Origin of the sequence: Undibacterium sp. TJN25 (genome assembly GCF_049339885.1) — a bacterium.
Classification (GTDB): Bacteria; Pseudomonadota; Gammaproteobacteria; order Burkholderiales; family Burkholderiaceae_D; genus Undibacterium.
Genome location: NZ_JBMPPM010000005.1, coordinates 455,781 through 468,380, shown reverse-complemented (window position 1 = coordinate 468,380; position 12,600 = coordinate 455,781). Strand labels below are relative to the sequence as shown.

Sequence of the window (12,600 nt, the reverse complement as noted above, 5' to 3'; positions counted from 1 at the left end):
TATGAAAGCCTGAACTAAGATGACAGAAGAAGACACCATCGCCGCCGCGCAACGCTCTGCCGCTGAGGGCAACAATATAAGCGTCGCCAGGCCGCTCGCGGACCAGGACGACAGCCTGGACGACGGCAGGGAAGACGAGAAGAGCGACTTCGACATCAACCAGTATGCGCGGCCCAGCAATTCTTCCGGCCCGCTGGTGCTGCTGAGCGTCATCGCAGCCACTTGCGTGCTGCTGTTCCTGTTCCAGAAACTGCTGTGGCTGGTCACGCCTTTCCTGCTGGCGCTGATTTTGTACTACCTGCTGTTTCCGTTCATGGAAAGGCTGATGTTTTTCGGCCTTAGCCGCGAGCGGGCGGCGCTATCCGTGATCCTCGGTTTTGTCACGATCGGCTTTGTGGCGACGGTGCTGTTCCTGCCGAGGGTGCTGCTGCGCCTGTCCAACAGCCAGGCGCTGATCGGCCGCTATGTACGCGGCGCGGTGTCGCTCGCGGTCAATACCGTCGCTACGCTGGAAGAACATTTCAGCGTGCTGGCGCAGGCCAGACTATCCAATACGCTGGGCGGACGCTTCGAACACGCAACCGGCATGGTGTCCGACCTGGTGGAACCGATGCTGGCGGGAATTGCAACCTGGGCGCCGGCACTGCTGCTGGTGCCGCTGCTGGCATTCTTTTTCCTGAAGGACGGCCAGCGCTTCAAGGTCTTCCTCAGCCGCTCCGTGCCGAACGCTTTTTTTGAAACCACGCTGCAGCTGCTGCATGAGGTAGACCGCGCCGCCCTCGCCTACTTCCGCGGGCTGATACAGCTGACGGTGCTGGACACTGCCACCCTGGCGGTAGGCCTGTGGATCATCGGCATGCCGGCCCCGCTGGCGCTGGGACTGCTATCGGCCGTACTGGCCTGGGTGCCGTATATAGGCTCGGTGGTCGGCGGCTTCATCGTCGTTACGGTAGCAGCATCGGCCTTTCCGGGCGATACCTCCATGGCCTACTGGGCGGCCAGCCTGTTCATCATACTGCGTCTGCTGGACGATTTCGTCTATATGCCGATGACGATAGGCAAAAGCCTGCGCATCCATCCGCTGGTGTCGGTCGTGATGATTTTCATCGGCGGCGCCGTGGCCGGGATCGCCGGCCTCATGCTGGTGCTGCCGGTGTTCGGCATCGTATTAGTGGTAGGCGAGACGGTAGGGCTGGTGCTGACCAACCAGCGGCTGCGCGCACGCTATCTGCATGGCAGGTATTTGCGGCGGCGCAAGGCACATCTGGGCTTGAGGTTCGGGAGTTCGCGGAAGAGGTGGTAAGGCTGCGGCGAGGTAGGGTCTTGCGAAGCGCCAGGAGTATCAACATGCAGCGCCGTCGATACAAGCTGCGGGTGCTCCGACAGGCGGTGCCATTAGGACATATTGCGTTTAGAGTTTTTACATCCGCCCTACCCAGCTCGCTGACACCGCTGTAGCGCCCGAGCCATCGGTAATGCACGCCCGGTTGCCGCAGTCGGGATCGGCCACCAGATATTGGTTTTTGCCGCTGCGCTTGGCTTCGTATAAGGCCTGGTCGGCATAGTTGATCAGGTCTTCCGGCACGGTTGCATTGTGCGGGTAGAAGCTGACGCCGATGCTGGCCGTTACCTTGACCACGCGGCCATCGATGATGCAGGGTTCGGAGACGACACGGACCACGTCGGAGGCCAGGCGGTGCACGTCGCTGGCCTGGTTGATCTGCGCCAGCACGATGACGAACTCGTCGCCGCCGATACGGGCGATGGTGTCTTCCTCGCGCGATGTTGCCAGCAGGCGTTCTGCCACGATCTTCAGCAGCTTGTCGCCGCAGTCATGGCCGTGGCCGTCATTGACCTGCTTGAAGCCATCCAGATCCAGATACAGGACACCGACGGACATGCTATTGCGGTTGGCGTGCTTGATCGCGGTATCCAGCCGGTCGTTCAGCAAGCGGCGGTTGGGCAGGCCGGTCAGTACGTCCTGCAGCGCGAGCGCTTCCTGCGCCTTGCTGTGGGCAGATACCTGCTTATACAGCAGGCGCACTTCCAGCATATTGTGGATGCGCTTTTCCAGTTCCACCGAGTCGAAAGGCTTGGCAATGAAATCCCTCGCGCCCGCTTCCAGCGCGCGTATCTTCAGATCGCTATTGCCGGTAATGGCGAGCACGGGCAGGTAATCGTCAGTACCCATGCTCTTGATCTCGTCCATGACCTGAAAACCGCTGACGCCAGGCATCTGCATGTCCAGCAGGATCAGGTCGTAATCGTTCAGCAGATGCAGCTTGCAGACGGCGGACGAATCAGTCGTACCTTCCACGTCCATGTAGCCCATCGCATTTAATAGCATGGACAGCACTTCCACATTGTCGCGATGGTCATCAACGACAAGGATGCGTGCCCTCAAAATGTCTTCGCTATTTACCATGTTCTATTAAAAAATACGTGAAATGTATCAAACGGCCTGCGCAGGCCGGGGCCGTTCCCGCAGCGCTCCTTCAGACCGCTGGCGTGCCTGCCCTCATAGGGAGCGGCATCATTCTTTAAATTAGACTATTCCGCGGGCTGATTCAATGTAAATGTTGATTATTAATTATCACTTTAATTTTCAGATCCATAGCAAATAACGGTATGGATTTTCTTCAAAGCAATTTCTACATTTCGCATGATAAGTTGTACCGCATCCGCTGACTGTAAGACTTAACCTACTGCCAACGTGAGAAAACTCTGAATGTGGATGCTCCGGGATGGCGTTTTTTTACGCTCTTGTCTTGAGATTCATTCTCAACTGAGCTTCCAATATCGTATTCATCGACATGGGTGTCAATCGCTGTAACAACTTCTTACCCTTGGGAAATACCAAAAACGCAAAAGCGTCGGGAGCGATATAATGACTCATCAAGCTGATCATTTATTGTTTTTTTACAAATTATTTCAAAGACCTGCCATGTTTACGACATCCGCCGCCAGCACCAAACCTGATTACTCCCTGCTTTCCCGCCAGATTGCCAGCGTGCTGGAAGACGAACGCGACCTGGTCGCCAATGCATCGCAATTCTCCGCATTCATTTACGACACCATTGCCGACCTGAACTGGGCAGGCTTCTATCTGGTCCGGCCTGCCAAGGCAAACGGTGCGCAGGAACTGCTGGTAGGCCCCTTCCAGGGCAAGGTCGCGTGCGCGCGCATTGCGTTTGGCCGCGGCGTCTGCGGTACTTCCGCCGCCGAGCGCCGCACCATTCTGGTTCCCGACGTGCACGCCTTCCCCGGCCATATCGCCTGTGATTCGGCGTCCAATGCAGAGATCGTCATTCCTGTCATCAAGGATGGCGAACTGTTCGGCGTGTTCGACATCGACAGCCCTAGCCTGAACCGCTTCAACGAAGAAGACCAGCAAGGCCTGGAAGCGCTGGTGGCCGCCTTCGTCGCCGCGACTGACTTCAAATAATGCAGGTATAAGCCCGCGTTACTGCACCGCTTTTTCCGGCAGGCGCCTGCGGCGCCAGACGATATTCATCAAAGGCTTGACGCTGATGCCGTGTACGACGATGGACAGCGTGATCACGATCAGCGTCAGCTGGATGAACTGCAGCGCGAGCGGTTCCGGCAAGCCGTGCTGTATCGCATACATCAGGTAATACAAAGAGCCTATCCCGCGCACGCCGAACCAGCCGGTCAGGCCGCGCATGCGCCACGACGAACCACTGCCCAGCATCCCCAGTAGCACACCGGCCGGGCGGGCCACCAGGAACAGGAAAAACGCCAGCCCCACGGCACGCCAGCTCCAGGAATTCAGGAACAGCATGCCGCCCACCAGCAAGATCAGGATCACTTCCGACAGGCGCTCCAGGTGTTCCTTGAAGACCAGCGAACTCTCGCTGACGGTATCAGCCGGATCTGTGCTTTTCCCTGTTTCTTCCAACTCTCCCTTTTTGTCTGCGTCTGCAACGGATAGAATTTTCACTTCGGGCAAAGCAATGCCGGTGGCGGGCATCGGCTTCGGCCTTTGCTGCTTATGCCTGATCACGCTGGCCAGTTTCAATTCAGTCTGATGCAATGCCACGGCAGCGAAAAATACCGCCAGGAAGCCGCCTGCGTTGATCAGCACGCTGATGCCATACACCACCCCGATCAGCCCCAGGCCAAGGAAGTCGTCCATCAGGTCCCTGCTCTGCTGCCCACCGCGTATTTTCCAGATCAGCCGCGCCAGCAAAGTGCCTGACACCAGGCCCAGGACAATGCCGGACAGCGTGGCCCAGACCACATCCAGCCACACCCAGTCCATACCGGTTTCCCCTACCTCGTGCAAGCCCAGCAGCCCCATGCCCAGCATGACGAAAGGAAAAGCGCTGCCGTCATTGATGCCAGCCTCGCAGGTCAGCGTGAAACGCAGCTGGTCATGGTCGCCCGGATGCCGTATCTGCACATCGGTCGCCAGTACCGGGTCGGTAGGCGCCAGGATCGCACCCAGCAGCACGCAGGCTCCCAGGGGCAAGTGGAATACATAATAGGCAAACGCCGCCACCAGCGCGATGCTGACCATCATCGAGACCGACGCCAGCAGCACCGGCGTGCGCCAGCGTTTGACATTGACGGGCGCCGGCATTTTGACGCCGGCTGAAAACAGTGAAATCAATACCGCAATCTCGGTCAGTACTTCCAGCAGCGCCGACTCTTTCAGCGGATTGAAATGGAACAGATTCAGTACCGTAGGCCCCACCAGCAGTCCCGCCGACAAATAAATAATGGCGGACGTTACCGGCAGGCGCTTTAACCTGGAAGACGTCAGCCCCATAAACAAGAGCAGGCCGCCCACCAGTAAAAACCACAAGGGATCAGAGATCATGGCGTCCGTTCAAACAATATTCTCGTGATTGGACCATAGGTACGCCAATATCTGTGCGCGCTAACGCACGGATAACGGGCATGTAAAAAATATCTGTGCGCCTGCAACATTTTTTTAAAGCAGACCGTGCAGTACATCCATATTGCGCGTATATTATTTCTCATGAACAATCAAACCGACATTGAGCTCAGCGGTCCGTTCAGCGCCAGGGATTCCTCGGGACACCTGCGCGACATCAAGGGAATTCGCATCTTTGATGAGGGCTACGGCATGATCGACGTGTATGTGGATTTCGCTTCCGGTTTTGAAGACGATCCGCTGCATGAAGATGAGGTATTGATCAGCGGCATACTGGCCCGCTTGCGCAATCTGGGTTATCGCGGCCCCGATTTCGGCCTGGCGGATGCCGGCTTGCAAGACGACGGCCTCATCGTGCTGCAGGCGCCTGAACAGTTCAACGATTTTGCCGCCAGCAAAGGCTGGCGCAACCTGGCGGAAGAATTTGCCGACGACGATGCCGACCTGGCGCCCGACTCCAGCCCCGCCGCCCTCGTCTCCGCACTGGAAGTCAGCATGCTGCTGAATAGGTTGCGGGCGCACTGATTTGTCGCTGGCTTGCACGGCGAATCGGACTATTCCACGTTTGAGCCCTCTTGAATTCCCTTCCCCTCAGCCGGACGCTTCCTCGCCCCAGACATGCTCGTTCCTGTTTTTTTTGACTTAACATCACCGGGCTACTACAATCCAGTCAATACCTAGATAATCGTTACACAAATCGTTACATAAAATCCTGCCATTCTTCATTTTCTATCCATAAAATTTAATATTTAACTAACAAAAATCGTTACATGACAATCGCTGATACTCTTCTCGCTACGCTTCGCACCTGGCGTCGGCAGCAGGCAGGTGAGCTGTTAAAACGTCTGGCGATAAGCCGGCCTTCACTGATGCGAGCGATTGCTGCCTTGGGCGGACAAGTCGTCTCGCGCGGCCGGGCGCGGCGAACTGCGTATGCAGCGCGCCGGCCGGTTCGAGGCAATGCAGCTCCGCTGCCCCTTTACTGCATCGATGAGTCGGGTCGCGCGCATGAAGTAGGGGTGCTTGAACCTGTGTATCCGGAAGGCTGTGCAATGAGCTTCATGCAGGCATTTCCGTGGCCGCTCGATGACGAGATGGCCGACGGCTGGTTTCGCGGCTTGCCATACCCCTTGGCCGACATGAGACCCCAGGGTTTCCTTGGACGTAACCTTGCTCACCAGTTTGCGGCGCTGATGCAGGTAGATGAAGATGTGGCACGCTGGAACGAAGATGACGTGCTGCATGTGCTGGGCGTGCTGGGCTGGGATCAGCCTGGCAACTACATTCTGGGCGAACAGGCCTTGCGCCGCTTCCTGGAGGAACAGCAGCACGGCGCCCATTTTCTGTCGGACGACGAGATAGAAACAGAATATCCTCTACACGCCTTACAGGCGCTGAACTTCGGGACAGCGGATTCTTCGGCGGCCGGAGAATTTCCCAAATTTACCGCGCGCCGCCGGATGGAGACACCGACCCATGTCATCGTCAAATTCTCAGGCGCCGACGGCTCGCCGCAGGAACAGCGCTGGTCCGACTTGCTGGTATGCGAACACCTGGCATTGACCACGGTTGCCGACACGCTACAACTCAGCGCGGCGCAAAGCCGTATCTATCAATACGGCGGCCGCACCTTCTACGAAGCTGAGCGCTTTGACCGGCATGGCGAATTCGGGCGCTCCGGCGTGTGCTCCTGGCATGAATTGAATTTTGCCTTATTGGGCGGAACGGGTACCTGGTCGGACGGCGCAGAAGCACTGCTGGCAAAAAACTATATTTCGGCGGATACCGCGCAGCAGATAAAATTGCTGGAGCATTTCGGACGCCTGATTGCAAATTCGGATATGCATGACGGCAATCTGGCATTCCTGCCTGGTCTTGCCCTCGCGCCAGCCTATGACATGCTGCCCATGCTGTATGCGCCGCAGCGCGGGGTAGAACTGGTCGAACGCCTATTCTCGCCCGCCCTGCCCGTCCCCAAAGAACGCAGCGCCTGGCTGCGTGCAGCAGAAGCGGCAGCGCTATTCTGGCGCCGCGCTGAGCACGATGCGCGTATCAGCAAAAAATTCCGCTCCCTCTGCGGAACCAATGCCGCTCAGGTAGAACGCCTGCTTGCCTCGCAGCGTAACTGAGCGGAGGCAGGCCTCTGCCCTTGGCCTTCTGCCCTCTGCACGCTAGGAAAACTTCATCAGCAGTTCCAATGCCGCCGGCGCCGATGATGCCGGATTTTGTCCGGTGACCAATAAGCCGTCGGTGACGATATGTGCTTGCCAGTCTGGTCCCTTGCTATAGTTGCCGCCGTTCTTCACCAGCTCATCTTCCACCAGGAAAGGCACTATCTTGGTTAATTGCACCGCTTCCTCTTCAGTATTGGCAAACCCTGTGACGTTCTTGCCCTTGACGAAAGGCTCGCCGTCCGCTGTCTTTACGTGGCGCAGCACGCCTGGTGCATGGCAGACCAGCGCCAGCGGCTTGCCGGCAGCATACATCGTTTCTATCAGCTTGATGGAGTCTTTGTCTTCGGCAAGATCCCATAGCGGGCCATGGCCGCCCGGATAAAACACCGCGTCGTAGGCTGGCGCCGAAGACAAGGCTTCCGACAGGCGTATCGTTTCCGACAGCGCCTTTTGCGCGGCGGCATCGCCCTTGAAACGCTCAGTGGCGGGAGTTTGTGCATCCGGCTCGTCGCTCTTCGGGTCCAGCGGCGGCTGCCCGCCTTTTGGCGACGCTAACGTAAGCGCAGCGCCGGCATCCTTGAAGGCGTAATACGGGGCGGCAAATTCTTCCAGCCAAAAGCCGGTTTTTTTGCCGGTATCGCCCAGCTGGTCGTGCGATGTCAGTACCATCAGGATTCTCATGTGCAGCCTCTCTGTCTATCATTGGATCAGACAGGCATTGTTTGCCACCGGCCCGGCAATCACCGTGCGGTAGCGAACCGAGACCGCTTTGCGCAGCAGTTTTAAATGATTACACTGGTAACTGGCAGACGATAAAACATAAAAAGAAAGACACTGATGAGTCAAACACATCCATCGAACAGCCGGCATCTATTGGTAGACGGCATCGACGTTTATGTGGAAGGCCATGGCCGCGATACCATTGTCATGGTGCACGGCTGGCCGGATACCTACCGCGTATGGGACGGCCAGGTCGCCGCATTAAAAGACCGCCACTGCTGCGTGCGCTTTACCTTGCCGGGCTTTGATGCGGGCAAGCCGCGGCGCGCGTATTCGCTGGACGAAACCATCGCCATTTTCAAGCACATCATCGACAAGGTGAGCCCCGGCCGCCAGGTGATACTGATGCTGCACGACTGGGGCTGCGTGTTCGGGTACCAATTCTATATGCGGCATCCGGGCATGGTGTCCAAGATCATTGGCGTGGACATTGGCGATGTCGATTCCCCCGAATACCGGCCTTCGGTGAAAGCCCGGCTGATGATCTTCAGCTACCAAGTCTGGCTGGCGGCAGCCTGGCGCATAGGCGGCAACACCGGCGACGCCATGACCCGCAAAATGGCGCGCATTGCAGGAGCGCCGGGCTTGCCGGACAGCATAGGTTCGAAGATGAACTACCCGTATTACCTGCTATGGACCGGCTCCCTTGGCGGCTACAAGGACGCGCCGCAGTTCAAGCCGGCCTGTCCCATGCTGTATATCTACGCCAAGCGCAAAGCCTTCATGTTCCATTCCGCCGAGTGGCTGATGGAATTGGCAAGCCATGCGGATTCGGAAGTGCTGGGCATGGAATCCGGCCACTGGGTCATGCACGAGCAGGAACATGCATTCAACGAAGCGGTGATCTACTGGCTGGGTTTCAGTGGCGGATAAGATTGCGCGCGGTTGACCGCGCTACAGACGTCTTGCCGGACATGCTGCGGCCGCCTCTTAATCGGTTTTCAACTAAGCAAATTTAGTTTGCCTGGGTTATCATTGTTGCCATATAGTAAAATTTTCCCTTGGGCATACAATGAAAAAGAATCTACACAGGCATAACAAGCTTCTCTCCGCCGCTCTCATCTGCCTGCTGGCAGGCACGGGTACTTCCGCTATGGCGGCAAACCCCGGCAAGCCGGGCATCGACGCCGCCACCCTGAATACCATCCGCGAAACCGCCATGGGAAGCGACTGGGCTTACCAGCGCCTGGAAGACCTGACCGATCTCGTCGGTCCGCGCCTGTCTGGATCGTCCGGTGCAGCAGCAGCGGTAACGCAGGTAGCGGAAGCGATGAAAAAAGCAGGCGCGCAGGTGACGCTACAGCCTGTCAAGGTGCCGCACTGGGTGCGCGGCGCAGAAACCGCGGAACTGGTGGAGTACACCGGGCGCCCCGCAGGCATCACGCAAAAAGTAGTGCTGACCACACTGGGCAGCTCTTCCGCCACGCCGTCGGCAGGCATTACCGCGCCTGTACTGGTCATCAACAGCTTGGACGAATTGCAGGCACGCGCCGCAGAAGTTAAAGGACGGATCGTACTGTTCAATGTCGCGTACGACCAGGACCTGGCCAATGGCGGCCGCGCCGGCGAAGCCTATGGCCTGGCGACAAGATACCGCTCCACCGGCCCGAATGCCGCCGCCAAACTGGGCGCCGTGGCCGCGCTGATGCGCTCGATCACCGGTGCGGACTATCGCCTGCCGCATACCGGCATCACCAATTTCGACAAGGGCGTCAGCCTGCCTGCGGCAGCCGTCAGCACAGAAGACGCAATGCTGATAGCGCGCCTGGCGGCCAGGGGCCCGTTGTCCATGCACCTGACGTTGACGCCGCAAACACTGCCCGACGCAGACAGCCATAACGTCATTGCCGATCTGCCGGGTAGCGACCCCAGTGCCGGAGTCGTGCTGATTTCCGGCCATCTCGATTCCTGGGACCTGGCCCAGGGCGCCATTGACGACGGTGCCGGTGTCAGCGCCGCGATGGGCGCACTGGAAATCCTGAAGCGCCTGGGCCTGCAGCCGCGCCGCACGATACGGGTCGTTGCCTGGATGAGTGAAGAAAACGGCGGCTCCGGCGGCCAGGCGTATTTTGAGGCGAACAAGGGCAAACTGGCCTCGCACTTTGCCGCCGTGGAAAGCGACAGCGGCGCCGGCCGGCCTGAAGGTATCATCGCCGGCATACGTCCAGAATACGCCGCCCTGTTTGCACCATTGCAAAAAGCACTGCTGCCGCTGGGAGCCCCGGTACTGCAACGCTCAGACGCGCTGCATACCGGCGACCTGACGCCGCTGGAACAAGGCGGCGTGCCCATCTTCGAACCGCTGCTGAACAACCGCGACTACTTCCACTACCACCACAGCGCCGCCGACACGCTGGACAAGGTAGTGCCGGACCACCTGCGCCGCCAGGTCGCGCTGATGGCAATGATGAGCTGGTACCTGGCCAATATGGAAGAAACGATAGGACGTTCGCCTGAAATGAAAATGTAATGCAAAGGCGCCGGATTTGCCGAAAGAACGGCGTGCCGGCGTTGAATGCTCAAATGCCATGACGCCGGTAAAACCGCCAGCGCAGACGCACATCTTGCCAGATAGGCCCCGGCGTCAGGATCGCCAGCACAAACGATAGAAAGAGAGTTGCTGAATAGCCTATCTGCTTGAATCCCAGTGCGCCGCACAGGCCGCCGCTAAAAAAGTAGGCAATCAGCATCGCATGCAACACCAGCTTGTCGCGGTTGGCATACACCGGCTGGCCGGGCAACGGCCTGCGGTTATAGTAAAACAGCTTGCCCAGTTCTATGCCCATGTCGGTACACATGCCCGTAATATGGGTGGTGCGGATTACTGCGCCAGACACCTTGGTGATGATCGCGTTCTGCAAACCCATGATGAAGCACAACAGCAGCACCGTCACCGGCGCCAGCAAATCCCGCATTGCCGCCAGATTGACGCCTGCCAAACCAAACAATAGCAACAGCGCTGCCTCCAGCAGCAAAATCAGCGCAAAGCGGCTATGCAGCTGGTTCCGCCTGCCCCAGTTGACCAGCAAGGCAGTCGTGGCGGCACCCAGCACAAACGCCAACCAGGCTGCGAGTGCCGCCAGCGCCAATGTGATTTCGCCCAGCGCCAAGTTGTCGGCCATGCCGGAGACGATGCCGCTCATGTGCGATGTATACTGGCCTATCGCCAGGAAACCGCCGGCGTTGACCGCGCCTGCAACGAAGGCAAGCACGCATCCGAGATGGCGGTCGCGGCGGCTGGTGCGCCGGGTGCCGGCCAGTTGGCGGAGGAATGAGATAGGCATCTCTGAATAAAAACGTTTGTCCGGTTCAGGCCGCTGCCTGCGCCGATCTGTCGTTGCGGCGCTGCTGCAGAATATTGCGTGCGGTCAGGCGCAACGCAATGTCGTGCTGCAGCTCCAGTTCGCGCAGCCTGCCGATGACCGTCTGGTCCGGGCTATCCAGCAATCCGCCCTTGCAGGCGAAAACAATTTTGTTATTGGAGTCTGGCACATCGATGGCGATTGCCGCGCCGTCAAAGCTGCGGCGGATGCGGTCTGCGTATAACTCCACATCCTCCTTGTCGCCCAGCAGGTTCACGACCATGATGCCGTCCTGCGCCAGCGAGGCTGCGCAGGAATCGTAGAATGTCTGGCTGCATAGTTGCGGCGGCTGGCCCTGCTTGTCGAAACCGTCCACCATCAGCACATCGTATTCAGCATCCGCCTGCGCCACCATGTCCACGCCATCCCTGCACAACACCTGCAGCCGGGCGTCATCGGGCGGCAAACAAAAGGCATCCCTCAGCGCAATCACCTGCGGATCATTGTCGACCACGACAATTGCAGTGTCCGGCAGGTAGCGGTGGCAGTATTTCGGCAGTGATCCTCCGCCCAGGCCTATCATCGCGATCAGCCGCGGGCTGCTGCTGAACAGCAGGAAGCCCATCATCGCCTTGGTATAGGCCAGCGTCAGGTAATCGGGATGATCCAGATGCATCTCGCTCTGTATCGCAGAGATGTCAAACAGCAGCGACACGGTGCGCCTGTGCTGATGGACGAAGGGCTCGCCGGAAGCGGCAAGTTCCGCCAGTGCGTGAAAACCTTTTAACAGCATGGCATTCCGTAAAAGCGATGGGTACAGCGCATGCAATCAGACCAATACATGGCGCACCTCGATGAAATAGCGGTTGATCTCTTGTTCCAGGACGGGACCGACCATCACTTCCAGCCCCCTGCACTATGCACACTATGGCTCTGCGCCGGCAAAACTGCCGGCTGCGTTCAAATCATAGCATGCCCATGTGCGCCGGCTGGCGCAGGCGTAGAATGTTTATGGCAATTGACGAAATCATCATGCATGCAACCGTATAGCACATGCATGAACGATAACCAGATGATTAACAGGAGACAACAGCCATGGCCAAACTATTTGCGGTCTACCAGCAACCCGCCGATCCGGACAAGTTCAACGATTATTATTTCAACCATCATGTCCCGCTGGCCAAGACGATTCCCGGCCTGCGTAGCTACGAAGTAAGCAGCAGCGACGTCATGGGCGGAAGCGGCAAGCATGCCGTGTATCTGGTCGCTATCCTGAGCTTCGATTCCATGGAAGCCATCGGCGCCGCGATGGCGTCGCCGGAAGGCAAGGCAACCGCGGCCGACCTGGCCAACTTTGCAACAGCGGGAGTGGATATCATGAGCAGCGAAACACGTATGGTGTAAGGCATCTGCAAGCAAAAAA

At 58.3% G+C, this 12,600-nt stretch carries 12 protein-coding genes; 7 read left to right on the top strand and 5 right to left on the bottom strand.

Going from position 1 to position 12,600, the window contains the following annotated elements:
• Positions 1-19 precede the first annotated feature (19 nt).
• Complete coding sequence (locus ACO0LO_RS15460; protein ID WP_422965124.1) at positions 20-1,303, top strand: AI-2E family transporter; 1,284 nt, start codon at positions 20-22, stop codon at positions 1,301-1,303.
• 117 nt (positions 1,304-1,420) lie between these two features.
• On the opposite strand, the gene ACO0LO_RS15455 is transcribed toward ACO0LO_RS15460, so the two are convergent.
• Positions 1,421-2,425 (bottom strand): diguanylate cyclase domain-containing protein, encoded by a 1,005-nt coding sequence (locus ACO0LO_RS15455; RefSeq protein WP_422965123.1) that lies wholly within the window; start codon positions 2,423-2,425, stop codon positions 1,421-1,423.
• A gap of 519 nt (positions 2,426-2,944) precedes the next feature.
• Between ACO0LO_RS15455 and ACO0LO_RS15450 the strand changes: the two genes are divergently transcribed.
• Complete coding sequence (locus tag ACO0LO_RS15450) at positions 2,945-3,445, top strand: GAF domain-containing protein (protein ID WP_422965122.1); 501 nt, start codon at positions 2,945-2,947, stop codon at positions 3,443-3,445.
• 18 nt (positions 3,446-3,463) lie between these two features.
• Here the strand turns inward: ACO0LO_RS15450 and ACO0LO_RS15445 are convergent, their stop codons facing one another.
• Complete coding sequence (locus tag ACO0LO_RS15445) at positions 3,464-4,843, bottom strand: cation:proton antiporter (RefSeq protein ID WP_422965121.1); 1,380 nt, start codon at positions 4,841-4,843, stop codon at positions 3,464-3,466.
• 162 nt (positions 4,844-5,005) lie between these two features.
• Here ACO0LO_RS15445 and ACO0LO_RS15440 point away from each other — a divergent pair, with 162 nt between their 5' ends.
• Positions 5,006-5,446, top strand: a complete 441-nt coding sequence (locus ACO0LO_RS15440) for a hypothetical protein (protein ID WP_422965120.1) — start codon at positions 5,006-5,008, stop codon at positions 5,444-5,446.
• A gap of 245 nt (positions 5,447-5,691) precedes the next feature.
• The gene (gene yjjJ, locus ACO0LO_RS15435; RefSeq protein WP_422965119.1) at positions 5,692-7,050 is read left to right on the top strand and encodes a type II toxin-antitoxin system HipA family toxin YjjJ; all 1,359 of its coding nucleotides are present in this window, start codon (positions 5,692-5,694) and stop codon (positions 7,048-7,050) included.
• Between the two features lie 42 nt (positions 7,051-7,092).
• Here the strand turns inward: yjjJ and ACO0LO_RS15430 are convergent, their stop codons facing one another.
• Positions 7,093-7,776 (bottom strand): type 1 glutamine amidotransferase domain-containing protein, encoded by a 684-nt coding sequence (locus ACO0LO_RS15430; RefSeq protein ID WP_422965118.1) that lies wholly within the window; start codon positions 7,774-7,776, stop codon positions 7,093-7,095.
• Between the two features lie 156 nt (positions 7,777-7,932).
• Here ACO0LO_RS15430 and ACO0LO_RS15425 point away from each other — a divergent pair, with 156 nt between their 5' ends.
• On the top strand, positions 7,933-8,748 hold the full coding sequence (locus ACO0LO_RS15425; RefSeq protein WP_422965117.1) for an alpha/beta fold hydrolase: 816 nt from the start codon (positions 7,933-7,935) through the stop codon (positions 8,746-8,748).
• A gap of 139 nt (positions 8,749-8,887) precedes the next feature.
• Complete coding sequence (locus ACO0LO_RS15420) at positions 8,888-10,345, top strand: M20/M25/M40 family metallo-hydrolase (RefSeq protein ID WP_422965116.1); 1,458 nt, start codon at positions 8,888-8,890, stop codon at positions 10,343-10,345.
• Between the two features lie 49 nt (positions 10,346-10,394).
• Here ACO0LO_RS15420 and ACO0LO_RS15415 read toward each other — a convergent pair whose 3' ends face one another.
• Both ACO0LO_RS15415 and ACO0LO_RS15410 read right to left on the bottom strand, forming a co-directional pair.
• Entirely contained in the window at positions 10,395-11,159 is a 765-nt protein-coding gene (locus tag ACO0LO_RS15415; RefSeq protein WP_422965115.1) for a YoaK family protein, read from the bottom strand.
• Between the two features lie 25 nt (positions 11,160-11,184).
• Complete coding sequence (locus ACO0LO_RS15410; RefSeq protein ID WP_422965114.1) at positions 11,185-11,970, bottom strand: fused MFS/spermidine synthase; 786 nt, start codon at positions 11,968-11,970, stop codon at positions 11,185-11,187.
• A 302-nt stretch (positions 11,971-12,272) separates the two neighbouring features.
• Here ACO0LO_RS15410 and ACO0LO_RS15405 point away from each other — a divergent pair, with 302 nt between their 5' ends.
• The gene (locus ACO0LO_RS15405) at positions 12,273-12,581 is read left to right on the top strand and encodes an EthD family reductase (protein ID WP_422965113.1); all 309 of its coding nucleotides are present in this window, start codon (positions 12,273-12,275) and stop codon (positions 12,579-12,581) included.
• Positions 12,582-12,600: the final 19 nt, after the last annotated feature.

What these genes read in the sequence shown, in the direction of transcription:
- ACO0LO_RS15455 (WP_422965123.1), bottom strand. Translation starts at nt 2,425, where the DNA reads ATGGTAAATAGCGAAGACATTTTGAGGGCACGCATCCTTGTCGTTGAT.
- ACO0LO_RS15420 (WP_422965116.1), top strand. Translation starts at nt 8,888, where the DNA reads ATGAAAAAGAATCTACACAGGCATAACAAGCTTCTCTCCGCCGCTCTC.
- ACO0LO_RS15440 (WP_422965120.1), top strand. Translation starts at nt 5,006, where the DNA reads ATGAACAATCAAACCGACATTGAGCTCAGCGGTCCGTTCAGCGCCAGG.
- ACO0LO_RS15460 (WP_422965124.1), top strand. Translation starts at nt 20, where the DNA reads ATGACAGAAGAAGACACCATCGCCGCCGCGCAACGCTCTGCCGCTGAG.
- ACO0LO_RS15410 (WP_422965114.1), bottom strand. Translation starts at nt 11,970, where the DNA reads ATGCTGTTAAAAGGTTTTCACGCACTGGCGGAACTTGCCGCTTCCGGC.
- ACO0LO_RS15450 (WP_422965122.1), top strand. Translation starts at nt 2,945, where the DNA reads ATGTTTACGACATCCGCCGCCAGCACCAAACCTGATTACTCCCTGCTT.
- yjjJ (WP_422965119.1), top strand. Translation starts at nt 5,692, where the DNA reads ATGACAATCGCTGATACTCTTCTCGCTACGCTTCGCACCTGGCGTCGG.
- ACO0LO_RS15405 (WP_422965113.1), top strand. Translation starts at nt 12,273, where the DNA reads ATGGCCAAACTATTTGCGGTCTACCAGCAACCCGCCGATCCGGACAAG.
- ACO0LO_RS15430 (WP_422965118.1), bottom strand. Translation starts at nt 7,776, where the DNA reads ATGAGAATCCTGATGGTACTGACATCGCACGACCAGCTGGGCGATACC.
- ACO0LO_RS15425 (WP_422965117.1), top strand. Translation starts at nt 7,933, where the DNA reads ATGAGTCAAACACATCCATCGAACAGCCGGCATCTATTGGTAGACGGC.
- ACO0LO_RS15445 (WP_422965121.1), bottom strand. Translation starts at nt 4,843, where the DNA reads ATGATCTCTGATCCCTTGTGGTTTTTACTGGTGGGCGGCCTGCTCTTG.
- ACO0LO_RS15415 (WP_422965115.1), bottom strand. Translation starts at nt 11,159, where the DNA reads ATGCCTATCTCATTCCTCCGCCAACTGGCCGGCACCCGGCGCACCAGC.